Origin of the sequence: Streptosporangium sp. NPDC023615, from assembly GCF_040640155.1 — a bacterium.
Taxonomy (GTDB): Bacteria; Actinomycetota; Actinomycetes; order Streptosporangiales; family Streptosporangiaceae; genus Streptosporangium.
In genome coordinates this window covers 38,581-59,586 of sequence record NZ_JBFABE010000022.1, presented here as the reverse complement: position 1 = coordinate 59,586, position 21,006 = coordinate 38,581, and the positions used below count along the sequence as shown (strand labels likewise).

Here is a 21,006-nt window from a genome sequence, read left to right as displayed (position 1 = left end):
CTTTGTTACTCACTTGAGTTATTTATTACTCATGCAAGTAACAAAACCTCCGGGGCCCGCGGCCGTCGCGCGGCGCGCGCAGATCGTCGAGGCCGCCGTCGAGACCATCGCCGAGCTGGGCTACGGGCAGGCGTCCTTCGCGCGCATCGCCGAACGGGCCGGGCTCAGCAGCACCCGCCTGATCTCGTACCACTTCCGGGGCAAGGACGAGCTGATCGCCCGCATCGTCGCGGTGATCCACGGCGAGATCGGGGAGTTCATGTCCGCCCGGGTGCGGGCGGAGTCCACGGCGGCCGGCGCGATCAGGGCCTACATCACGGGCAACGTCGAGTTCATCGCGGCCAACCGCGCCCGGATGAGGGCGCTGTACGAGATCTTCGTCAACCACCGCCCCGAGGACGGCGAGGGGGCCCACGACGCCGCCGTCGACCTGGGGGTCCTCTCCCACGTCGAGGAGATCCTGCGCTGGGGGCAGCGGGAGGGGGAGTTCCGGGCCTTCGAGCCGAGGGTGATGGCGATGAGCATCCAGCGCTCCGTGGACGGGCTGGTCTTCCTGCTGGAGACCGGCACGGACGTCGACACCTCCGGCTACGCCTCCGAGCTGGCGACCATCTTCGACCTGGCCACCCGGAGCCGCGGGTGAGGCGGGACCGGCGCGCCGCGGCCGTGCTGATGCTGGTGGACCTCGTGCTGCCCGTCGCGCTCTACTACGTCCTGCGCGCGGCGGGCGTCGGCTACGTCGCCTCCCTGGTCCTCAGTTCCCTGGTGCCCGGCACCGGAACGGTCGTCACCCTCGTCAGGGAGCGCCGCCTGGACTCCATGGGGCTCTTCATGGTGAGCCTGATGCTGCTGAGCGCCGGGCTGTCGTTCGCCGGCGGCGACCCCAGGCTCCTGCTCCTCAAGGGCGCCCTGCTCATGGTCGTGGCGGGCGGCTGGTTCCTGGCCACCGCCCGCGGGCCGAGCCCGCTGGCCCTGCGGTTCTCCCGGCCACTGCTGGAGGGGCGGACCGGCGCCAGGCAGATGTCCTGGGACGAGCTGTGGGAGACCTCGCCGCGTTTCCGGCGCGTGTGGCGGGTCTCCACGGCCCTCTGGGGGGCTGGCGCGCTGGTCGACGCGGCCGTCCGGGTGGTGATCGCCCTGACCCTCCCGGTCGACGTGGCCGTCGGGCTGGGCGGCCTGCAGTACGGGGTCTTCCCGGCCGTGATGCTGGTGATCCTCAACGTCTACCAGGCCCGTGCCGGGCTCCACGACCCCCGCTCCGCGCTCTACCCCGCCCGGCCGGACGCCGTCGGCGTGCCGTCCGGGCCGGTCACCGGGCGTCCCGCCTGAGCAGGGCGCCCAGCCGGGCCACCGGCTCCCTCAGGCGCTCGGTGAGCGACCGCCGGGCCTTCGCGGCCGCGGGCATGTCGGAGAAGGCGGCCGCGGGAACGGCGTCGGAGGCGCCGATCGGCCTGAGGTCGTCCTCGGGCGGCTCCTCCAGCCGGGCGCGCAGGCGGGTGCGGATCTCGTCGGGCGTGTAGGCCTGACGGCGGCGCTCCGCCCGCGCTATCACCACGCCGGTGGCCGCGACGCCCGCGACGCCGGCCAGACCCAGTACCTTCCACCATCGCATGTGCCTACGCTATCGGAATGTCCGGCAAGAGCATCAGCCTCGATGAGGCCGTCAACCTGACCCGCACCGGCGACGTGTGGCTGTTCCGCGGCCGAACGGTGCCCGATCGAGCGATCCAGACCGTGACCAACAGCCCGGTCAACCACGTCGGCATGTCGGTCGTCATCGACGACATGCCCCCGCTGATGTGGCACGCCGAGCTGGGACGGTCGCTGCCCGACCTGTGGTCGGGGACCCACCAGCGCGGCGTCCAGCTGCACGACCTGCGCGAGGCCGTCACGGTCTGGGCGACCCGCTACGGCCAGCGCGGCTGGCTCAGGCAGCTGTCACCGGAGCCCTCCCGGGAGATGGAGGACGCCGTCCTGCGCACCGTCGCCCGGCTGGACGGCACGCCCTTCCCGTCCACGAGCAGACTCGCCGGCCGCTGGCTGAAGGGGCGCGTCCCCACGCTCCTCAAGCGGGCCGCGCAGGAGAACGCGCTGGAGAGCGCGTACTGCGCGGAGGTCGTCGCGGTCACCTACGAGGCGATGGGCCTGCTGCCCGGCGGGCGGCGTCCGAACTGGTACGACCCGGGCAGGTTCTGGAGCGGCGACGACCTGGAGCTGACGGGCGGGTTCCGCCTCGGGGGAGAGATCACCGTGAAGCTGGGGTGAAGCTGGGGCAGGGCCGCCCGTGAGGTCCCGCGAAGCCGGGGTAGGGCCCGTGGGGAACGGACGGCGGGCGCAACCCCCGGCGCCCGGCGTCCGAAGACACAGGCGGCGGTTCCCGGCTCCGCGGGTCCCGTCCGCCGTCGAATCAGGGGGATTGTCATGCCGGACACGGTGATCGTCGTCGGTGCGGGCCTGGCCGGCCTCGCGTGCGCCCTGCGGCTGCGTTCGGCCGGGATGGACGTGCGCGTCCTGGACGCGGCGGCGGAGGTGGGCGGCCGGGTGCGCACCGACGTCGTGGACGGCTTCCGGCTGGACCACGGCTTCCAGGTGTTCAACACCGCCTATCCCGAGGCGGCCCGCGTCCTCGACCTGGGCGCCCTGGACCTGCGCGCGATCCCGTCGGGGGTGATCTCCTTCGACCGGGGGCGGCGGGAGCGGCTCATGCTGCCCTGGCGCCACCCGTCCCAGGCGTTCAGCGGGGTGCTGGCCGACGTGGGCACGCCCGTGGACAAGGCGGTCCTGGCCGCGCTGACCACGCGTGACATCGTGCTGCCGGCGAGCAGGCTGCGCGCCGGGCGCGAGCGCACCACGCTGGAGGAACTGAAGCACTGGGGCGTCTCGCCCAAGATGGTGGAGAAGCTGATCCGTCCCTTCCTGGCGGGCGTGCTGCTGGAGCGGGAACTGGAGACCTCCAGCCGCTTCTTCCACCTGATCTGGCGCTGCTTCGCGCGCGGCACGATCGCGGTGCCCGCGCTCGGCATGGGGGAGATCACCCGCCAGCTCGCCTCCCGTCTCCCGGCGGAGACGATCACGCTGGAGACCCCGGTCATCGCGGTGACCGAGGAGGGGGTGGAGACGGCCCAGGGCGGGACGATCCCGGCCCGCGCCGTGGTGGTGGCGACCGACCCCGCCATGGCCGCCGCGCTCCACCCGGGGCTGGAGATCCCCGCGATGCGCTCGGTGACGACCTTCTACCACGCCGCCTCGCGCCCGCCCACGGAGGACGCCACCCAGTTCGTGGACGTGCAGGGGGAGATCACCGACACCCTGGTCATCAGCAACACCGCGCCCGCGTACGCCCCGCCGGGCCGCGCGCTGATCTCCACGTCGGTGCTGGGGATGCTCACCGACGCCGACGAGCCCAGGGTGCGCGCGCGGCTGGCTCAGATCTACGACATCGACGCCTCCGGCTGGGAACACCTGGCGACGTACGCCGTCGAGGGGGCGCTGCCCGCGATGACGCCGCCGTTCTCCCTGCGCAGCCCGGTCCGCCTCGGGCCGGGACGCTACGTGTGCGGCGACCACCGCGACACCGGTTCGCAGCAGGGGGCCCTGGTCTCCGGGCGCAGGGCGGCCGACGCCGTCCTGGCCGAGCGACGCTGAAAGGGGCGGGGGTCGCCGAACGGGGCGGGGCCCGGGCCGGTCGCGTCGGTCGTGCCGGGGGGGAGGGGAGGGCGGGGGCTCAGGCCAGCCGGGCGGGGAAACCGCCGGTGGCGATCGGGCCCCAGCGCTCCGGGGTGACGCGCAGCAGCGACTTGCCCTGCCGCGTCATGGCCTCGCGGTACTCCGCCCAGTCCGGGTGCTCGCCGGAGATCGACCGGTAGTACTCCACCAGCGGCTCGAGCGCCCCGGGCAGGTCGAGGACCTCGGCCGTGCCGTCCACCTGCACCCACGGGCCGTCGAAGTCGTCCGACAGGACCACGACGCTCACCCGGGGGTCGCGGCGCGCGTTGGCGACCTTGGCGCGCTCGGGATAGGTGGACACCACGATGCGGCCCTCGGCGTCGAGACCGCAGGTCACCGGGGACGCCTGCGGCCTGCCGTCGGTCCGTGCCGTGATGACCAGCGCGCGGTGGCGGTCACGGAGGAAGCCGAGCAGCCGATCACGGGAGACGGTCTCGTTGGTGGCGATCCTGGGGCTCATGTTCCCACTGTACGTGGGTGGGACGAACCGGCATTCACGCCCCGACGAATGGAAAATAGCTATCTTTCTTGGGAGATATGTAGTCAAGAGTGTTCTAATGGGGCATTTGGCATCAAATTTCAGGGAATTGATCTCTAATACAGCATGTGAGCGGTTCTGGCCCGTACGGCCGGAGCGGCTCATCCGCCCGAACAAGGAGATAACCGTGAAGCAGAAGTCTCTTCTGGCATCGGCCCTGACCGTGCTCGCGCTGACCGCCGCCCCCGTCGCCGCCGAGGCCGGGACCGGCGCCTTCGCGCGCACCCTCTCGCCGACGCCGGTTCCCACGGACATGACCTCCCCGCCGGCGGAGAGCGCCTCGCCCACGGATTCCGTCATGCCCACGGACGGCGCCTCGCCGTCGGCGGGCGCCGCGGGCGAACCGTTCGGTCCCGCCTGCGCCTCCCTGCCCACCAGCGGGGCGGGCAGCCCGGCCGAGATGGCCACCCAGCCGGTCGCCACCGCGGCCTCTTCCAACCCCGAGCTCTCCACGCTCGCGCAGGCCATCGAGCAGGCCGGCCTGACCGAGACGCTCAACTCCGCCCAGGACATCACGGTGTTCGCGCCGACCAACGACGCGTTCGACAAGATCCCGAAGGACACGCTCGACAAGGTCCTGGCCGACAAGGAGCAGCTCACCAAGCTCCTGACCTACCACGTCGTGGAGGGGAAGAAGACCCAGCAGGATCTCGCCGACGGCGAGCTGACCACCATGCAGGGCGGCACGCTCACCGTCAAGGGCTCCGGCCAGGAGTACACGGTCAACGACGCCAAGATCGTCTGCGGCAACGTCCAGACCTCCAACGCCGTCGTCTACCTGATCGACACGGTCCTCATGCCCAAGTGAGCACGGTGTCCGAGGCGGCCAGGGCCCGCAAGGGCGGGCCGTGACGCCGGCCGGACCCTGATCCGGCCGGTCGGGCCCGTGGTCCGACGGAGGGGTGCCCGCGGGAGGCGCCCCTCACCCGTGTCCGGGGCTCGCCCCGCGCCCTTCCCGGGCTCGCGCCCGGTGTCCTTCTCCCCGGCTCCCGGCCCCCGGCCCCCGGTCCCCGGCTCCCGGTCCCCGGGGCGCCCTCGCCACGCCCGCGGCTCCCTCGCCCCGCCGTCTTCGCTCCCGCCCGTGCCCGGGAACGTCCTCCCGGCATGCCCCGGGAACCTCTTCCCGGCATGCCCGGGACGTCCATCCCGCCTGCCCGCCGCCTGCCCGCCCCGTCCGCACCTCCCGCCCCACCCGTTCCGGACCCTTCCGTCCCCGTCTCCGCCCAGTTCGGGCCCGCATCCCGCGCCCGCGCCGCGATGACCGGGGACTATCCCGCCGATCATGGGGTAACTGGGGCGGGACATGGAAGGCGGAGGCATGAGCATCAAGGACAGGTTCGGGCCGCGGGCGCGGCGGTTGCGCTCGGTGGCCCGCAAGGTCTTCGGCTGGAAGGACCTGCGACCCGGGCAGCTCGACGCCATGCGTCACCTGCTCGACGGCGGTGACGCCCTCGTCGTCATGCCCACCGGCAGCGGCAAGTCGGCCGTCTACCAGGTGCCCGCGCTGCTGCTCGACGGCCCCACCGTGGTCGTCTCGCCGCTGATCGCCCTGCAGCGCGACCAGGTCGCCGGGCTGGCCGAGGCCGACGCCGGGGGCGCGGTGGCGGTCAACTCCGCCCAGTCCGGGGCGGAGGCGTCACTGGAGGAGGTACGCGCCGGCACCACCGAGTTCGTCTTCCTCTCGCCCGAGCAGCTCGCCAAGCCGGAGACGGTGGAGCGGCTGCGGGCCGCGCGCCCCTCGCTGATCGCCATCGACGAGGCGCACTGCGTGTCGGCGTGGGGCCACGACTTCCGGCCCGACTACCTGCGGCTCGGACAGGTCATCGAGCGGCTCGGCCACCCCCCGGTGGTGGCGCTGACCGCCACGGCCACCCCGTCGGTGCGCGAGGAGATCGTCGCCGCCCTCGGCCTGAGGAACGTCCGCCAGATCGTGCGGGGCTTCGACCGGCCCAACATCGACCTGGAGGTGCGGCGCTTCGTCACCCAGGAGGACCTGCGGCGGGCGCTGGTGGAGGACGCCACGTCCCGCGAGGGGCTCGGCCTCGTCTACGTGGCCACCCGCAAGGCCGCCGAGGAGTACGCCGCCGCGCTGCGCGAGGCCGGCCGCAGGGCCGAGCCCTACCACGCGGGCATGAAGGCGGCCGACCGCCACCGGATCCACGAGATGTTCCGCGACGACGAGCTGGACGTGGTCGTGGCCACCTCGGCGTTCGGCATGGGCATCGACAAGCCGGACGTGCGGTTCGTGCTGCACGCCTCCCCGCCGGAGTCGCCGGACTCCTACTACCAGGAGATCGGCCGCGCCGGACGCGACGGGAAGCCGGCCGCCGCGGTGCTGTTCTACCGCCCGGAGGACCTCGGGCTGCGCAGGTTCTTCGCCGGGGGCCGCGCCGACGAGGAGCTCCTGCTGCGGGTCGCCACGCTGGTGCACGAGCACGGCGGCGCCGTACCCGCCGGTGAGCTGCGCGGCGTGCTCGACATCGGCGCCACCCGGCTGACCCGGGTCGTCAACCTGCTGGAGCGGGCGGGCAGCGTCCGGGTCACCCGCAAGGGCGACCTGCGCCGGGTGCCCGGCGCGCCCGGTCCCGAGGCGTCCACCGCCCGCGCCGTCGAGCTGGACGAGACCCGCCGCCGCATCGACGACTCCCGGATCGACATGATGCGCGGGTACGCCGAGACCACGGGCTGCCGCCGCCGGTTCCTGCTGGAGTACTTCGGCGAGCCGCGCGAGCGCGCCTGCGACGCCTGCGACACCTGCCGGGCGGGCCTGCCCGAGGAGGCCGAGGCCGAGACGGAGGGGCCGTTCGCGATGCACGCCCGGGTGCGGCACAGCGCCTGGGGGGCGGGGATGGTGATGAGCAGGGAGAGCGACCGGATCACCGTGCTGTTCGACGAGGTCGGCTACAAGACGCTCTCGCTGGAGGCCGTGGAACGCGAGGATCTCCTGGTCGCCGCCGGGTGACCGGCCCGGGGGCCCGCCGGTGACCTCTCACGTCACCCGCCGCGCCCGGTGTGACGTCCGGCGGGCCGGGTCAGCCCTCGGTCTTGCGGCCGACCCCGCCCATCGACCACGTCCGGTCGGGTCCCCGGGTCGTGAGCGGGTTGTCGGGACGCCAGTGGCGGAGGTGGACCAGGCCGGGCTCGACGAGCTCCAGCCCGTCGAAGAAACGCAGCACCTGGTCGCTGGTGCGCGAGGCGTCCTCCTGGCGGCCCAGGACGCGCCGGTAGATGTCGACCAGCGGGCCGGCCGCCTCCGGCCGCGTGTCGAAGACGACGTGGGCGATGGCGAAGTGGCTGCCGACCGGTACCGCCTCGCGCAGGACGGCGACGCTCTTGTGGGGGTCGTCCTCGTCGGGGATGAACTGCAGGGCCGACAGGATCAGCACGGCCACCGGCCGCTCCAGGTCGATCAGGCGCCGCAGCTCGGGGTCGGCGAGCAGCTCCCGCGGGTGCAGCACGTCGCCCTCGACGACGGTGGTCCTGCCGTCGGTGGCGAGCATGGCGCGGGAGTGGGAGAGCACCACCGGATCGGTGGCGACGTAGACCACCCGGGTCTCCGGCTCGATCTCCTGGGCCACCTCGTGCGCGCTCCGGCGAGTGGGCAGCCCGGAGCCGATGACGACGAACTGCCTCATGCCCTGCTCGACGAGGTGACGCACCACCCGGCCGAGGAAGGCGTGGGACTCCTGGGCCATGGCCCTGATCTCCGGCGCGACGGCGAGCACCCGCTCGGCCGCCTCGCGGTCGGCGGCGAAGTTGTCCTTGCCGCCCAGGAAGTAGTCGTTCATCCGGGCGACGTTGGGCACGCTCGTGTTCAGCCCGGACGCGGGCCGCCTGGCGGCGTCGCTCATGCGTCGTCCTCTCCGTTACCTGTGACACTAAAGAACCGCACGTCCGGTGAACGGATGTCAAGTCCCGTGCCGGATCCGGGGGGCCCGGACCGCCCCGGACCTGTTCGGCCCCGGCCCGCCCGCCACGCGTCAGTCCTTGACCCCGACCCCGCCGACCACCCAGATCGAGTCCGGGCGATGCGGCCCCGTCTCGTCCGGCCGCCAGTCGGGGACGTAGACCAGGCCCGGTTCGACGAGTCTGAGCCCGTCGAAGAAGCGCCCGACCTCCGCCATGGTCCGCAGGTTGCCGCGATGGGGGCCGGCGATCGACCCGCGCTCGCGGTAGAGGGCGGAGAGCTTGGCCGTCGTCTCCGGGCGCAGGTCCGAGACCGCGTGCGAGAGGGCCAGATGGCCGCCGGGCACCAGGGCCTTCTGCAGGGCGGTCGTGATCTGCATGGCCTCGACGTCGTCGCTGAGGCGGGTCAGCGACGAGAAGAGCAGGACGGCCACGGGGGCGTCCAGGTCGATCGTGGCGGTGAGGCCGGGGTGCCGCAGCAGCCGCTCTGTGTCCCGGACGTCGGCCTCGACGGCGACGGCCGGACCGTCCTCGCGCAGCACGGCCCGGGTGTGGACGACCATCATCGGGTCCCGGTCGACGTGGACGACCCGCGCGTCGGGCGCGAGATCGCGCAGGATCCGGTGCACGCTGTGCTGGGTCGGCAGGCCGCAGCCGATGTCGACGAACTGGCGGACGCCGGTCCCGACGAGGAACCGCAGGACGCGGCGGTGGAACCTGTGGCCCTCCCTGGTCAGGGCGGGAAGTTCGGGGGCCAGCTCCAGCGCCATCCGCGCGGTCTCGCGGTCGGCGGCGAAGTTGTCCTTGCCGCCCATGTAGTAGTCGGACATCCGGCCCGCGTTCGGGGTCGTGGGGTCGAACCTGAGACGGTCGGGCGGTGGCGACGCCATCATGTCCTCCGTCCAGCGATGCGGCCTGCAGCGGACATTATCGGCCTTTCGGCCATGGTGTGACGCCTTTTCTGCGTGTTCTCTCTACATATGTCCTTATATGTCGTCTTCAGTCGGAATGTTTGCCTGTAAGTTCCGTCCCGGAGCGCGGTCAGCGGCAGGCCTCCAGGTGCCGGCCTCCCCTCGGGGGCAGGGCGAAGGCCGCCCACACCGCCTTGCCGCGGTTCTCCAGCGGAGCCCAGCCCCACGTCTCGCTGACGCCGTCGATCAGTTGGAGTCCTCGCCCGCACTCGGCCTCGTAGTCGGGCTCGCGCAGGCGCGGGGCCCGGTCGCCGGGGTCGGTGACCGCGCAGAGCATCGAGTGCCCGGTGTGGCAGAGGATCACCGTGACCTCGGGGAGGGGGCGGGCGTGCGCGGCCCCCGGCGTACCGTGGCGCAGCGCGTTGGTCACCAGTTCGGAGACCACGACGCCGGTGTCGTCGATCAGCGGTTCGAGTTCCCAGGCCCGCAGGGAACGGACGGCGAACTCGCGGGCCGTCCGCGCCGCGCACGGGTCGTGGTGCAGGCTGCGGACGGCCATCTGCATCTGGTCGGCGCGGCCCTCGCCGCCGCTCCAGAAGGGCACGCCGTTCGGGGGGAGCACGTCGTCGAGCATCGACAACCACCGTTCCCACCCGCCGGCCTGGGGTCGGACGGGTGTGGCTTCGTGTCTTCGGTAACCAGTCATCGGAGACCTTGGGGGTGGGCGACCGTGGGCGAGTAAAGATCCGTTTTAGCAATCTTGCACGCCGTTATGTGCATAGGCAAGTACAGATGCACGTGCATCTGCACAAAACCCCCTATGCTCGTGGTGTTGTCCCCTCCCAAATCCCGAGAGGCGAGGATGAATCCGCCGTACAACGGCATGTCGGCCGCCCAGATGGACGGCGTCGTCTGGCGCAAGAGCCACTTCAGCAACCCGAGCGGCAACTGCGTGGAGATCGCGGAGCTTCCCGACGGCCGGGTCGCCATGCGCAACTCCCGTGACCCCGAGGGGCCCGCGCTCGTCTACACCCGCCACGAGACGGACGCCTTCGTCCGCGGGGTCAAGAGCGGGGAGTTCGACGACCTGATCGCCTGACCGCCGTCCGGCGATGGTTGAAGGATGGAATTCTCTCTGGTCCGTACAGGACGGGCGGAGTACCGTGAAGGGTCGCGATCGCCGTGAACGATGGGCGACGGCTCGTCCCCGCGCCCGAAGGACTGCAGATGATCACACCTCATGCCGACGGCGGACCGGCCACCCCGCTCTCGATGGCAGCGCCGAGGGGCAACTCGACCGTGCTGCGGATCGTCCTGGGCGCGCAGCTGCGCCGCCTGCGGGAACAGCGCGGCATCACGCTGGAGGACGCGGGGTACGCGATCCGCGCCTCGCACTCGAAGGTCAGCCGCATGGAGCTCGGCAGGGTCGGCTTCCGGCTCAGGGACGTGGCCGACCTGCTGACGCTGTACGGGGTGACCGACGAGAGCGAGCGGGAGCCGTTGCTCTCCCTGGTGGAGAAGGCCAACCTCACCGGCTGGTGGCACAACTACAGCGACGTGCTGCCCGGCTGGTTCGAGACGTACGTGAGCCTGGAGGAGGCCGCGACCGGCATCCGCAACTACGAGGTGCAGTTCGTGCCGGGCCTGCTGCAGAGCGAGAGCTACGCGCGGGCCGTCGTCCAGCTCGGCTTCCCCACGGCGTCCCCGGCCGAGGTCGACCGGCGGGTGCGGCTCCGCCTGGCACGCCAGCGGCTCCTGCACCGCCCCGACCCGCCCCACCTGTGGGCCGTGCTCGACGAGGCCGTGCTGCGGCGCCCCCTCGGCGGCGCCGAGGCGATGTGCGAGCAGATCGACCACATCCTGCGTGCCCTCGAACTTCCCAACGTGACCGTCCAGATCGTGCCCTTCAGCGTCGGCGGCCACGCCGCGGCCGGAGGGCCCTTCAGCGTCCTTCGCTTCTCCCAGCCCGACCTGCCCGACGTGGTCTACATGGAGCAGCTCACCAGCGCCGTCTACCTGGAGAAGCGCGAGGACGTCGACCGCTACCTGGAGGTCATGGAGCGCCTGTGCATCGAGGCCGAGCCGACCACGCGCACCCGTGAGATCCTGCTGGGCATCCGCGAGGGGTTCCGGCGCCGCCGCTGAGCGCGCCACGCGTCCCGGACGCGGCTCCGGGTGCCCTCACGCCGCGCCGGTCCGGGTGCCCCCTCAAGATCCCTCGTGCGAGGACTTCGAGGGCGCTCCCGCGTGTCCGAGCCGCAACCGCGGCGGGGGGCCGTACGAAGATGGATGAATGAGATGTCTCGTGACCGGCGCGACCGGATACATCGGGGGACGGCTGGTCCCCGAACTGCTGGACGCGGGTCATGAGGTCCGCTGCATGGCGCGCTCGGCCGGACGCCTACGCGACCAGCCGTGGGCCTCGCGGGTCGAGGTCGCCCAGGCCGACGCGACCGACGCCGGACAGGTGGACGAGGCCCTCGAGGGCGTCGACGTCGTCTACTACCTGATCCACACGATGGGCGGGGGCGGCGGCGTCGGCGGCAAGGACTTCGCCGCGGCCGACCGCGAGGCGGCCACCACCTTCGCCGCCGCGTGCGAGCGGGCCGGGATCCGCCGCGTCGTCTACCTGGGCGGCCTGGCGCCCGACGAGAAGCTCTCGCCGCACATGAGCTCCCGTGCCGAGGTGGGGGAGATCTTCCTGGGGTCCGCCGTCCCCGCGGTGGTGCTGCGTGCGGCGATGATCATCGGTTCCGGATCGGCCTCCTTCGAGATGCTGCGCTACCTCACCGAGCGGCTTCCGGTGATGACGACGCCGCGCTGGGTCTCCACCAGGACCCAGCCCATCGCCATCCGCGACGTCCTGCGCTACCTGGTGGCCTGGGCGGGCGTGCCGGAGGAGGTGAACCGCTCCTTCGACATCGGCGGCCCCGACGTGCTGACCTACGCCGACATGATGCGCGTCTACGCCGACGTCGCCGGGCTGACCCGCCGGTTGATCATCCCGGTCCCGCTGCTCAGCCCCGGCCTGTCCAGCCACTGGGTGGGGCTGGTCACCCCCGTCCCCGCCGGGCTCGCCCGCCCGCTGGTGGAGTCGCTGCGCAACGAGGCGGTCTGCGGCGAGCACGACGTCGCCCGGTACGTCCCCGATCCGCCCGGCGGCCTGATCGGGCTGCGGCGCGCGGTCGAGCTCGCCCTGAAGAAGATCAAGGAGGCCGAGGTCACCACCCGCTGGTCCTCGGCCTCCACCCCGGGCGCGCCCAGCGACCCGCTGCCCACCGACCCCGGCTGGGCGGGCGGCAGCCTCTACCTCGACGCGCGGGCCCGCCGGGTGAACGCCTCCCCGCGGCAGCTCTGGGAGGTCGTCGAGGCGATCGGCGGCGAGGCCGGCTGGTACTCCCTGCCCATCGCCTGGCAGGTGCGCGGCCTCATGGACCGCGCTGTCGGCGGCGTGGGGCTGCGCAGGGGACGCCGCGACCCCCGGCGTCTGCGGGTGGGCGACTCGGTCGACTTCTGGCGGGTCGAGGAGGTGCGGCCGGGCCGGCTGCTGCGGCTGCGGGCGGAGATGCGGCTGCCGGGCCTGGCCTGGCTGGAGATGCGGGTGCTCGAACACGAGGGGGAGACCGTCTACGGCCAGCGGGCGATCTTCCATCCGCGCGGCCTGTCCGGGCACCTGTACTGGTGGTCGGTCTCGCCCTTCCACACCCTGATCTTCGGCCGGATGCTGCGCAACGTGGCCGCCGCCGCCGAGCACGGCCCGGTCTCGCCCCGCCCGTCCCGGGGAGCCGTCACGCAGACCGGCACCGAAGCCGACACAGGAGCCGACACAGGAGCCGACGCCGGAGCCGTCACGGAGTCCGACGCCGGGACCGACGCCGACGCCGGGGCCGGAACGGGGACCGGCGGCGGCACGGGCGCCGGCGCCGGGGACGACCGGGCCGCGTCCGGTGCCCCGCGGGACCGGAACGCCTAGCGGGGCGGGCGCGCCGCCGCGACCAGGCCCGTCTCGTAGGCGACGATGACGAGCTGGGACCGGTCGCGCGCGGCGAGCTTGCCGAGCAGGTGACCCACGTGCGTCTTCACCGTCGCCAGGCTCAGCGTCAGGCGATCGGCGATCTCGGTGTTGGACAGCCCCCGCGCGATGAGCTCCAGCACGTCGCGCTCCCGGCCGGTGATCCCCTCCAGCCCGCGTCCGGGCGGGCGCGCCGGTTCCGGACGCCGGGAGAACTCGGCGATGAGACGGCGCGTCACCGTGGGGGCGAGCAGGGCCTCGCCGGAGGCGACCACCCGGATCGCGGAGAGCAGGCCGGCCGGCGGGGTGTCCTTGAGCAGGAAGCCGGCGGCCCCGGCACGCAGCGCCGCGTAGACGTACTCGTCCAGGTCGAACGTGGTGAGCATCAGCACGTGCGCCCCGGGGACGCCCTCGGGGCCGCAGATGCGCCGGGTCGCCTCGATGCCGTCCATCCGCGGCATCCGCACGTCCATCAGCACCACGTCCGGCGACTCGGCACGGGCCAGCTCCACCGCCTCGGCCCCCGTCCCGGCCTCGCCCACCGCCACCAGGTCGGGCGCGGTGTCCACCAGCAGCCGGAAGCTGCCGCGCACCAGCGCCTGGTCGTCGGCGACGAGCACCCGGATCACGACGCCTCCCCGCGCACCGTGCGGGCCTCCTCGTACGGCGCGGGTGTCTCCCCGTACGGTATGCGGGCCGAGACGGCGAAACCGCCCGGCGGACGGCGCCCGGCCGTGAAGCTCCCGCCGTAGGCGGCCACCCGCTCGCGCATCCCGATCAGCCCGTGCCCGCCCTCCCCGGGCGGCACCCGCCCGCCGGGCCCGTCGTCGACGACCTCGACCCGGACCTCGCCCCCGGCCTCGCCGCGCGACGCCGTGACCGAGACCCGGCACCGGGCGGGGGCGGCGTGCCGGACGACGTTGGTCAGCGCCTCCTGGACGATCCGGTAGACCGACAGCTCCACCCCCTCGGGCAGACCGGCGGCGCGCAGGTCCAGCTCGACCCGCACCCCGGCCGTCGCCGCCCGCCCCGCCAGATCGGCCAGATCCGCCAGGCCGGGGGAGGGGAGGAGGGCGGGCGCGGCGTCGAGGTCGGAGCGGAGCACGCCCAGCAGCCGGCGCATCTCGGCCAGCGCTCCCCGGCTGGTGATCTCGATGACGCGCAGCGCGTCCGCGGCCTCCTCGGGACGGGCCGCGGCGACGTGGTTGGCGATGCCCGCCTTGACCGCGATCAGGCTCATGCTGTGCGCCACCACGTCGTGCATCTCACGGGCGATCCGGAGCCGCTCCTCGGCGACCGCCCGGTCGGCGAGCTGCTCGGCCGACCGCGCCGCGTAGGCGCGCCGCTCCCGCACGGCGCGGCCCGCGACCCAGGCTCCGCCCAGGAGCGCCACCCCCGTGAGCAGCGCGCCGGGCAGGCGGGACGCCGGGGGCGGGCCGGGGGTGCCCGCGGCGGAGAGCAGCAGGACGGCCACCGCGCCGCAGGCGCCGATGGCGAGGGTGGGTTCCCGGCGGAGCCGGGGCCGGGTGAGCGCCACCATGTAGGCCGCGAGGGCCGCCGCCACGAAGCCATCGTGTATCAGGCCGAACAGGACGGCGGTCAGGGAGGCCGCGAGGACGACGCAGAGGACGGTGAGCGGCCAGATCCGCCGCACCGCCAGCGGCAGGGTGAGCGCGGCCAGCGGCGGGAGCCAGGCCCAGGCGGGCACGGCCGGGTCGGGGGGACCGCCGAGCAGCAGGACGAGCGCGTACCCGGCGGAGGCGAGGGCGTCGAGGCGGACGAGCCGGCCGTGGCTCCAGCGGTGCGGGAAGAGCGGGTCGCCCGCGGTGAGGTCCACGGTGGAACCGTATCCCTCACGGCCGGGTCCCCACCTCCACCCGTGGGACGTCATCCTCCGGGTGGAAACCGCGCGGGCCCGGACGTGAGGGGGCGACCGACCGGCATACCCTCAACTTACTTTGTAAAGGCGTCCGCTCAAATCAAAATGATCATGAAATGAAAAAGAGGGGAAGACATCAGCGGTCGAGGGTGGCGGCCAGGTGCGCGGCAAGACCGGTGGAGGCGGCCTCGACCATCCGCAGCACCTCGGCGAACCCCTCGCGTTCGCCGTAGTAGGGGTCGGGCACCTCGGCGCCCCGCGGGGCGGCGGGGTCGAAGGAGCGGAACAGGCGCACGTCCGCGCCCGCCGGGGCGAGGCGGCGCAGCGCGCCCAGGTTGCGGGCGTCCATGGCCAGCACCAGGTCGATCCCCTCCCACCGGTCCGGCAGGAACTGCCGGGCGCGGTGCCGCGAGCCGTCGTAGCCGTGGTCGGCGAGCATGGCGGCGGCCCGCGCGTCCATCGGGCCGCCCTGGTGCCAGTCCCCGGTGCCCGCGCTGTCGACCGTGACGAGATCGGCCAGGCCGTGGTCGGCGAGGGTCTTCCTCAGCACGATCTCGGCCATGGGGGAGCGGCAGATGTTGCCCATGCACACCAGGCATATGTGATAGCTCATGCGTACAGGATGCCGTCTGGCGGGACGGTTCCGGCCGGCGTCCCCTCGCGGATCACGTCATCTCCGTCCCGGCCCGGCGCGACGGATGCGCGGGCCAGCTCTCCAGCAGGACGTGCAGGGCGTCCAGGCCCCTCTCCCAGGAGGTTCGCACGTCGCGGGAGTGACCGAATCCGCCGCCGGCCTCCAGGGTGACGTAGCCGTGGAAGGTGCTGCGCAGCAGGCGGCCCGCGTCGGTCAGGTCCGGTTCGGCCAGCCGGTACGCGCGCAGCATCGCGTGGGTGAGCTCGATGTTGCGCGCGTAGGCGGCGGATCCGGCGGCGACGGCGGGGTCCAGGCGCATCTGGGTCGCCGCGTAGCGGCCGGGGTGGGCCAGCGCGTACTCCCGGTAGGCGTTGGCGAACGCGGTCATGGCGTCCTTGCCGGCGCGGCCCGCGACCGCCGCGGCGATGTGGTCGGCGAGTTCGCCCGCGGCCAGCAGGGCGACGCGTTCCCGCAGGTCCTGAAGATTGCGGACGTGCGAGTACAGGCTCGCGTCCTTGACCCCGAAGCCTCGCGCCAGCGCGGACACGGTGAGGTTCTCGAACCCGACGGCGTCGGCCAGCTCCGCGGCCGCCCGTGTCACCCGTTCCGCCGTCAGTCCCGCGCGAGCCATGCGCCACCCTCGCCTTTCCTGGGATGTCCAGGCGTTCACTTAACGCAGGCAGGCATCGTAGCGTTCCGCGCCACGTGAGCGTCGTGTGCTCGGGCCGGTGGGCGGGGCGCGGGCGGGGTGTGGGCGCGGCGCGGAAGGTGTGCGCGCAGGGCGCGGGGGGCGGGGGGACCGCGCGTCGGGCCGGTGCGGTCCCCCCGCGTTCCGGGGGCGGGGCTAGCATGTCGCGCGACGGAACGGCATGGGAGGGGTGGGGTGTTGAAGGATCTCGGAGAGGGGCTCCGCGCCTTCTGGCGGGAGCGTCACCTGTGCACGCTGAGCACCGTGCGCGCCGACGGCACCCCGCACGTGGTCCCGGTGGGGGTGACGCTGGACGCCGACTCCGGGATCGCCAGGGTGATCACGTCGGGCGGGTCGCACAAGGTCCGGCACGTGCTGGCGGCGGGCGAAGAGGGCGCGGCGGTCGCGGTCTGCCAGGTGGACGGGCGGCGCTGGTCGACGCTGGAGGGGCGGGCGGTGATCCGTACCGACCCGGAGTCGGTCGCCGACGCCGAGCGCCGCTACGCCGAGCGTTACCGGGTGCCGCGCGAGAACCCGGCCCGCGTGGTGGTGGAGATCCGTCTCACCCGGGTGCTGGGCAATGTCTGACCCCGTCACCGGCCCCGCGACGGGCCCCGCGACGAGCCCCGGGCCCGGCTCCGTCGCCGGTCCCGCGACCGGCCCTTTCGTCGACTCCGCGGGCGATCCGGGGGCGGAACCGGTGACCGTGGTGGGGATCGGGGCGGACGGATGGGCCGGCCTGTCCAGGGCGGCGCGGTGGGAGCTGCACGCCGCCGAGGTGCTGATGGGCGGCGCGCGGCAGCTCGCGCTCGTTCCCGAGCCCAGTGCCGAGCGGGTGACGTGGCCCTCACCGTTGCTTCCGGCGCTGCCCGGCCTGATCGACGCCCACCGGGGTCGCAGGGTGTGCGTGCTGGCCAGCGGCGATCCCATGTTCCACGGGATCGGCGCGACCCTGGTGCGGCTGCTGGGCGCCGGCCGGGTCCGGGTGCTGCCGCACCCCTCGTCGGTCTCGCTGGCCTGCGCCCGGCTGGGCTGGGCCGCCGACCGGGTCGAGGTGGTCAGTCTCGTGGCGCGCCCGCCCGAGGTGCTGCACCCGGCCGTCCACGACCGCCGCCGCGTCCTGGTCCTGGGCGCCGACGGACGTACCCCGGCCGTGGTCGCCGCGCTGCTCGTCGCCCGGGGGTACGGGGCGAGCGCGATGACGGTCCTGGAGCGGCTCGGCGCCGCCGAGGAGCGGGTGGTCACCGGCACGGCCGCCGGGTGGTCCCTGCCGGTGGCCCACGACCTCAACGTGGTGGCCGTGGAGTGCCGGGCCGACGCCGGCGCGGTGGCGCTGCCCCGGCTGCCGGGCCTGCCGGACGGGGCGTTCGAGCACGACGGCCAGCTCACCAAGCGGGAGGTGCGCGCGGTCACGCTCTCCCGGCTGGCGCCCGTCCCCGGCGAGCTGCTGTGGGACGTCGGGGCGGGGGCGGGCAGCGTCGCCGTGGAGTGGATGCGCGCCCACCCGGACAACCGGGCCGTGGCGGTGGAGGCCCGCCCCGACCGGGCGGCGGCGGTCGCCCGCAACGCCGCGGCGCTGGGCGTCCCCGGGCTGAGGGTGGTGACCGGTGCCGCTCCCGGGGCGCTGGCGGGCCTGGAGCGGCCCGACGCCGTCTTCGTCGGAGGCGGGGTGACCGTGCCGGGGACGGTGGAGGCGTCCTGGGAGGCGTTGCGGCCGCGGGGCAGGCTGGTGGCCAACGCGGTGACCGTCGAGTCGGAGGCGGTCCTGGCCTCCTGGCACGGTGAGCTGGGGGGCGAGCTGGTGCGGCTGGCGGTCAGCAGGGCGGCGCCGGTGGGCGGGTTCACCGGCTGGCGGCCGATGATGCCGGTCACGATCTGGGTCGCGGTCAAGGGTGAGGGGGAGCGATGACGGTACGTTTCATCGGTGCCGGACCGGGCGCCGCCGACCTGGTGACCGTGCGGGGACAGCGGGCGATCGAGGCCGCGCCGGTCTGCCTGTTCGCCGGGTCGCTCGTCCCCCGGGAGCTGCTGGAGTCCTGCCCGCCGGGCGCGCGGATGGTCGACACGGCGAGGATGGCGCTGGGGGAGATCGTCGCGGAGATGGTCGCCGCCCACCGGGCCGGGCACGACGTGGCCCGGCTGCACTCGGGCGACCCGTCGGTGTTCAGCGCGATGGCCGAGCAGATGCGGCGGCTGGACGCCGAGGGGGTGCCGTACGAGGTGGTGCCCGGGGTGCCCGCGTTCGCCGCCGCCGCGGCGTCGCTGCGGCGCGAGCTGACCGTGCCGGGGGTGGGGCAGACGATCGTGCTGACCCGCACGGCGGTACGGGCCACCCCGATGCCCGAGGGCGAGGATCTCGGCACGCTGGGCCGGAGCCGGGCCACGATGGTGCTGCACCTGGCGGTGCAGCGGATCGGGGAGGTCGCGGCGGAACTCGTGCCCAACTACGGGGCCGACTGCCCGGTGGCGGTGGTCGCCAGGGCCAGCCGCGCCGACGAGGTGATCCTGCGCGGGACCCTGGCCGACATCGCCGGTCAGGTGCGGCGGGCCGGGATCCTGAGGACGGCGGTGATCGTGGTGGGCCGGGTGCTGACCGCCTCGGAGTTCCCCGACAGTCACCTGTACTCGGCCGCGCGCCGCCGTGACTGACCCGCGCGGTGCGGCGGGCCGCGGGCGATCCGGCCGGACGCGCCCGGGTGAAGGGTCTGACGGGCACGGCGGGCACGGCGGGACCGGACCGGGCGGGCCCGGCCGGCTCGTGCCGGGCGGGATCAGCCTGCGCGGCCGACGACGGTGCCGGCGCGGTCGATGACCACCACGTCCACGGACACCGGCGCCTCGCGCAGCACCCCGGCGGCGGTGCGGCGGGCCCCCTCGGCGACCAGGTCGCCCAGCGGCAGGCCCGCCTCCTGGCACAGGTGCAGCGCGTGCAGCGCCGTGTTGGCCTCCAGGACGCGAGCGGCCAGTTCCTCGTCCCCGCCCGCGGAGCGGACCAGCCCGGCCAGCATCGCCGGATCGACCTGGGAGCGCCCGGAGTGAAGGTCGAGGTGACCGTCGGCGAGCTTGGAGAGCTTGCCGACGCCCCCGGCGATGGTCAGCCGGGGGACGGGGTGCCTGCGCAGGTACTTCAGCACCGCCCCGGCGAAGTCGCCCATGTCCAGCAGCGCGTCCTCGGGAAGCCCGTACAGCTCGGCGGCGACCCTCTCGGAGGTGCTGCCGGTGCAGCCGGCGACGTGGGTGCGGCCCGCGGCCCTGGCCACGTCGATGCCGCGGCGGATGCTGTCGATCCAGGCCGAGCACGAGTAGGGCACCACGACGCCGGTCGTGCCGAGGATCGACAGGCCGCCCAGGATGCCCAGCCGAGGGTTCCAGGTCTTCTTCGCCAGCTCCTCGCCGCCCTCCACGGAGATCTCCACGAGCACGTCGCCGCTCCCGCCGTGCCGGGCCGCGACCTCGGCGACGTGCTCGCGCATCATCGTGCGGGGGACCGGGTTGATCGCGGGCTCGCCCACCGGCAGCGGCAGTCCGGGCTTGGTGACGGTGCCCACGCCGGGGCCGGCGCTGAAGACCACCCCGGTGCCCGGGGCGCCGTGCCGTACGGTCGAGGAGATCAGCGCGCCGTGCGTCACGTCGGGGTCGTCACCGGCGTCCTTGACCACCGAGGCCCTGGCCGAGGTCGCGCCGACGTTCCCGCCGGTGGTCCCACCGGCGGTCCCGGCGGTCCCGGTGGCGCCGGTGAGCTCCTCGGCGGCCAGGGCGAAGGCCGGGTGCCGCCCGCCGGGCAGGGTGATCCGCACCGGGTCGGGGAAGTCGCCGGTCAGCAGGGCGGTGTACGCGGCCGCGGTGGCCGCGGTCGCGCAGGCGCCGGTGGTCCAGCCGTGCCGCAGGGAAGTGCTCATGTTCCAAGCATCCGACGGTACGAGCGGGGAGAGGGGGCGGGGTGCCGAACATCCTGATCCTGGGCGGTACGGACGAGGCCAGGAGGCTGGCCGCCGCGCTGGCCGGGCGCGAGGGCACGCACGTGGTGTCGTCGCTCGCGGGCCGGGTGCGTGACCCGAGGCTGCCGGTCGGGGAGGTGCACGAGGGCGGGTTCGGCGGTCCCGGCGGGCTCGCGGCGTGGCTGGAGGAGCGGGGGATCGACACGGTGGTGGACGCCACGCATCCGTTCGCGGCCCGGATGACCGCCTCGGCGGTCGAGGCGACGGGCCGGGTCGGCCTGCCGCTGCTGATCCTGCGCAGGCCGGGCTGGCGGGCGGGCCCCGACGACGACTGGCGCTGGGTGGCGTCGCTGGAGGCCGCCGCCGAGCTGCTGCCCTCGCTGGGGGAGCGGGTGTTCCTGACGACCGGGCGCAGGAGCCTGCCGGTGTTCGCCGGTCTCGACGGCCACTGGTTCCTGGCCCGTTCGGTGGACCCGCCCGAGCCGCCGATGCCGCGCCGGACGCAGGTGCTGCTCAGCCGGGGGCCGTTCACCGTGGAAGGGGAGACGGCCCTGATGCGCGAGCATCGGGTGGGGGTGCTGGTGACCAAGGACAGCGGCGGTGAGATGACCACGGCGAAGCTGCGGGCCGCCCGCGAGCTCGGGCTGCCGGTCGTGATCGTGCGCCGGCCGCCCCCGCCCGCGGGGGTGCCCGCGGTGGGGGACGTGCCGGCCGCGCTCACCTGGCTGGAGGGCGCGGCCGCCCCCGGCGGGAGAGGCGGTGCCGGACACGGCG

General features: G+C 74.1%; 23 protein-coding genes. 13 read left to right on the top strand and 10 right to left on the bottom strand.

The features are described from left to right. The first annotated feature begins 31 nt into the window (after positions 1-31). Both AB0G16_RS17960 and AB0G16_RS17955 read left to right on the top strand, forming a co-directional pair. On the top strand, positions 32-643 hold the full coding sequence (locus AB0G16_RS17960) for a TetR family transcriptional regulator (RefSeq protein WP_362805834.1): 612 nt from the start codon (positions 32-34) through the stop codon (positions 641-643). Next, on the top strand, positions 640-1,329 hold the full coding sequence (locus AB0G16_RS17955; protein WP_362805832.1) for a VC0807 family protein: 690 nt from the start codon (positions 640-642) through the stop codon (positions 1,327-1,329). The genes AB0G16_RS17960 and AB0G16_RS17955 overlap by 4 nt, the downstream gene beginning before the upstream one ends. Here AB0G16_RS17955 and AB0G16_RS17950 read toward each other — a convergent pair. After that, complete coding sequence (locus tag AB0G16_RS17950; protein WP_362805830.1) at positions 1,310-1,612, bottom strand: hypothetical protein; 303 nt, start codon at positions 1,610-1,612, stop codon at positions 1,310-1,312. The two genes, AB0G16_RS17955 and AB0G16_RS17950, sit on opposite strands and share 20 nt — an antisense overlap. Before the next feature lie 17 nt (positions 1,613-1,629). Here AB0G16_RS17950 and AB0G16_RS17945 point away from each other — a divergent pair, with 17 nt between their 5' ends. Both AB0G16_RS17945 and AB0G16_RS17940 read left to right on the top strand, forming a co-directional pair. Beyond that, positions 1,630-2,265: a hypothetical protein gene (locus AB0G16_RS17945; RefSeq protein ID WP_362805828.1), complete on the top strand. Its 636-nt coding sequence runs from the start codon at positions 1,630-1,632 to the stop codon at positions 2,263-2,265. 156 nt (positions 2,266-2,421) lie between these two features. Continuing rightward, the gene (locus AB0G16_RS17940; RefSeq protein ID WP_362805826.1) at positions 2,422-3,645 is read left to right on the top strand and encodes an NAD(P)/FAD-dependent oxidoreductase; all 1,224 of its coding nucleotides are present in this window, start codon (positions 2,422-2,424) and stop codon (positions 3,643-3,645) included. Positions 3,646-3,724: 79 nt separating this feature from the next. Here AB0G16_RS17940 and AB0G16_RS17935 read toward each other — a convergent pair whose 3' ends face one another. Beyond that, on the bottom strand, positions 3,725-4,186 hold the full coding sequence (locus AB0G16_RS17935; RefSeq protein ID WP_362805824.1) for a PPOX class F420-dependent oxidoreductase: 462 nt from the start codon (positions 4,184-4,186) through the stop codon (positions 3,725-3,727). Between the two features lie 205 nt (positions 4,187-4,391). Between AB0G16_RS17935 and AB0G16_RS17930 the strand changes: the two genes are divergently transcribed. Together AB0G16_RS17930 and AB0G16_RS17925 are read left to right on the top strand one after the other, a co-directional pair. Continuing rightward, positions 4,392-5,072 (top strand): fasciclin domain-containing protein, encoded by a 681-nt coding sequence (locus AB0G16_RS17930; RefSeq protein WP_362805822.1) that lies wholly within the window; start codon positions 4,392-4,394, stop codon positions 5,070-5,072. Positions 5,073-5,582: 510 nt separating this feature from the next. Continuing rightward, the gene (locus tag AB0G16_RS17925; protein WP_362805820.1) at positions 5,583-7,226 is read left to right on the top strand and encodes an ATP-dependent DNA helicase RecQ; all 1,644 of its coding nucleotides are present in this window, start codon (positions 5,583-5,585) and stop codon (positions 7,224-7,226) included. A 70-nt stretch (positions 7,227-7,296) separates the two neighbouring features. On the opposite strand, the gene AB0G16_RS17920 is transcribed toward AB0G16_RS17925, so the two are convergent. The 3 genes from AB0G16_RS17920 to AB0G16_RS17910 all read right to left on the bottom strand — a co-directional run bounded on the left by AB0G16_RS17920 (position 7,297) and on the right by AB0G16_RS17910 (position 9,715). Next, positions 7,297-8,115, bottom strand: a complete 819-nt coding sequence (locus AB0G16_RS17920) for an SAM-dependent methyltransferase (protein ID WP_362805818.1) — start codon at positions 8,113-8,115, stop codon at positions 7,297-7,299. 129 nt (positions 8,116-8,244) lie between these two features. Beyond that, positions 8,245-9,063, bottom strand: coding sequence for an SAM-dependent methyltransferase (locus tag AB0G16_RS17915; protein ID WP_362805816.1), 819 nt, complete (start codon positions 9,061-9,063; stop codon positions 8,245-8,247). Positions 9,064-9,211: 148 nt separating this feature from the next. Then, positions 9,212-9,715: an ATP-binding protein gene (locus tag AB0G16_RS17910; protein WP_362805814.1), complete on the bottom strand. Its 504-nt coding sequence runs from the start codon at positions 9,713-9,715 to the stop codon at positions 9,212-9,214. A 228-nt stretch (positions 9,716-9,943) separates the two neighbouring features. Here AB0G16_RS17910 and AB0G16_RS17905 point away from each other — a divergent pair, with 228 nt between their 5' ends. The 3 genes from AB0G16_RS17905 (at position 9,944) to AB0G16_RS17895 (ending at position 13,054) form a co-directional block, all read left to right on the top strand. Further along, positions 9,944-10,180, top strand: a complete 237-nt coding sequence (locus AB0G16_RS17905) for a DUF397 domain-containing protein (RefSeq protein ID WP_362805812.1) — start codon at positions 9,944-9,946, stop codon at positions 10,178-10,180. 128 nt (positions 10,181-10,308) lie between these two features. Next, positions 10,309-11,226, top strand: a complete 918-nt coding sequence (locus AB0G16_RS17900; RefSeq protein WP_362805810.1) for a helix-turn-helix transcriptional regulator — start codon at positions 10,309-10,311, stop codon at positions 11,224-11,226. Positions 11,227-11,374: 148 nt separating this feature from the next. Then, the gene (locus AB0G16_RS17895; RefSeq protein WP_362805808.1) at positions 11,375-13,054 is read left to right on the top strand and encodes an SDR family oxidoreductase; all 1,680 of its coding nucleotides are present in this window, start codon (positions 11,375-11,377) and stop codon (positions 13,052-13,054) included. On the opposite strand, the gene AB0G16_RS17890 is transcribed toward AB0G16_RS17895, so the two are convergent. From AB0G16_RS17890 to AB0G16_RS17875, 4 genes are all read right to left on the bottom strand, one after another. Further along, positions 13,051-13,722 (bottom strand): response regulator transcription factor, encoded by a 672-nt coding sequence (locus tag AB0G16_RS17890; RefSeq protein WP_362805806.1) that lies wholly within the window; start codon positions 13,720-13,722, stop codon positions 13,051-13,053. The genes AB0G16_RS17895 and AB0G16_RS17890 overlap by 4 nt on opposite strands. Next, the gene (locus tag AB0G16_RS17885) at positions 13,719-14,930 is read right to left on the bottom strand and encodes a sensor histidine kinase (protein WP_362805804.1); all 1,212 of its coding nucleotides are present in this window, start codon (positions 14,928-14,930) and stop codon (positions 13,719-13,721) included. The genes AB0G16_RS17890 and AB0G16_RS17885 overlap by 4 nt, the downstream gene beginning before the upstream one ends. 178 nt (positions 14,931-15,108) lie before the next feature. Beyond that, positions 15,109-15,585 carry a low molecular weight protein-tyrosine-phosphatase gene (locus AB0G16_RS17880; protein WP_362805802.1) on the bottom strand — a complete coding sequence of 159 codons (477 nt, stop codon included), beginning with the start codon at positions 15,583-15,585 and terminating at the stop codon, positions 15,109-15,111. A 52-nt stretch (positions 15,586-15,637) separates the two neighbouring features. Continuing rightward, positions 15,638-16,237, bottom strand: coding sequence for a WHG domain-containing protein (locus AB0G16_RS17875; protein WP_362805800.1), 600 nt, complete (start codon positions 16,235-16,237; stop codon positions 15,638-15,640). 255 nt (positions 16,238-16,492) lie between these two features. On the opposite strand from AB0G16_RS17875, the gene AB0G16_RS17870 reads away from it, so the two are divergent. Genes AB0G16_RS17870 through cobM form a run of 3 tightly spaced genes read left to right on the top strand, consistent with a single transcriptional unit; the run spans position 16,493 to position 18,943 of the window. Further along, entirely contained in the window at positions 16,493-16,882 is a 390-nt protein-coding gene (locus AB0G16_RS17870) for a TIGR03618 family F420-dependent PPOX class oxidoreductase (RefSeq protein ID WP_362805798.1), read from the top strand. Then, on the top strand, positions 16,875-18,203 hold the full coding sequence (gene cbiE, locus AB0G16_RS17865; RefSeq protein ID WP_362805796.1) for a precorrin-6y C5,15-methyltransferase (decarboxylating) subunit CbiE: 1,329 nt from the start codon (positions 16,875-16,877) through the stop codon (positions 18,201-18,203). The genes AB0G16_RS17870 and cbiE overlap by 8 nt, the downstream gene beginning before the upstream one ends. Then, positions 18,200-18,943: a precorrin-4 C(11)-methyltransferase gene (gene cobM, locus AB0G16_RS17860; protein WP_362805794.1), complete on the top strand. Its 744-nt coding sequence runs from the start codon at positions 18,200-18,202 to the stop codon at positions 18,941-18,943. The genes cbiE and cobM overlap by 4 nt, the downstream gene beginning before the upstream one ends. Before the next feature lie 122 nt (positions 18,944-19,065). Here cobM and AB0G16_RS17855 read toward each other — a convergent pair whose 3' ends face one another. Next, positions 19,066-20,193 (bottom strand): cobalt-precorrin-5B (C(1))-methyltransferase, encoded by a 1,128-nt coding sequence (locus tag AB0G16_RS17855; protein WP_362805792.1) that lies wholly within the window; start codon positions 20,191-20,193, stop codon positions 19,066-19,068. 41 nt (positions 20,194-20,234) lie between these two features. Between AB0G16_RS17855 and AB0G16_RS17850 the strand changes: the two genes are divergently transcribed. After that, the coding region (locus AB0G16_RS17850; protein WP_362805790.1) for a cobalt-precorrin-6A reductase at positions 20,235-21,006 on the top strand (772 nt) is incomplete at its 3' end.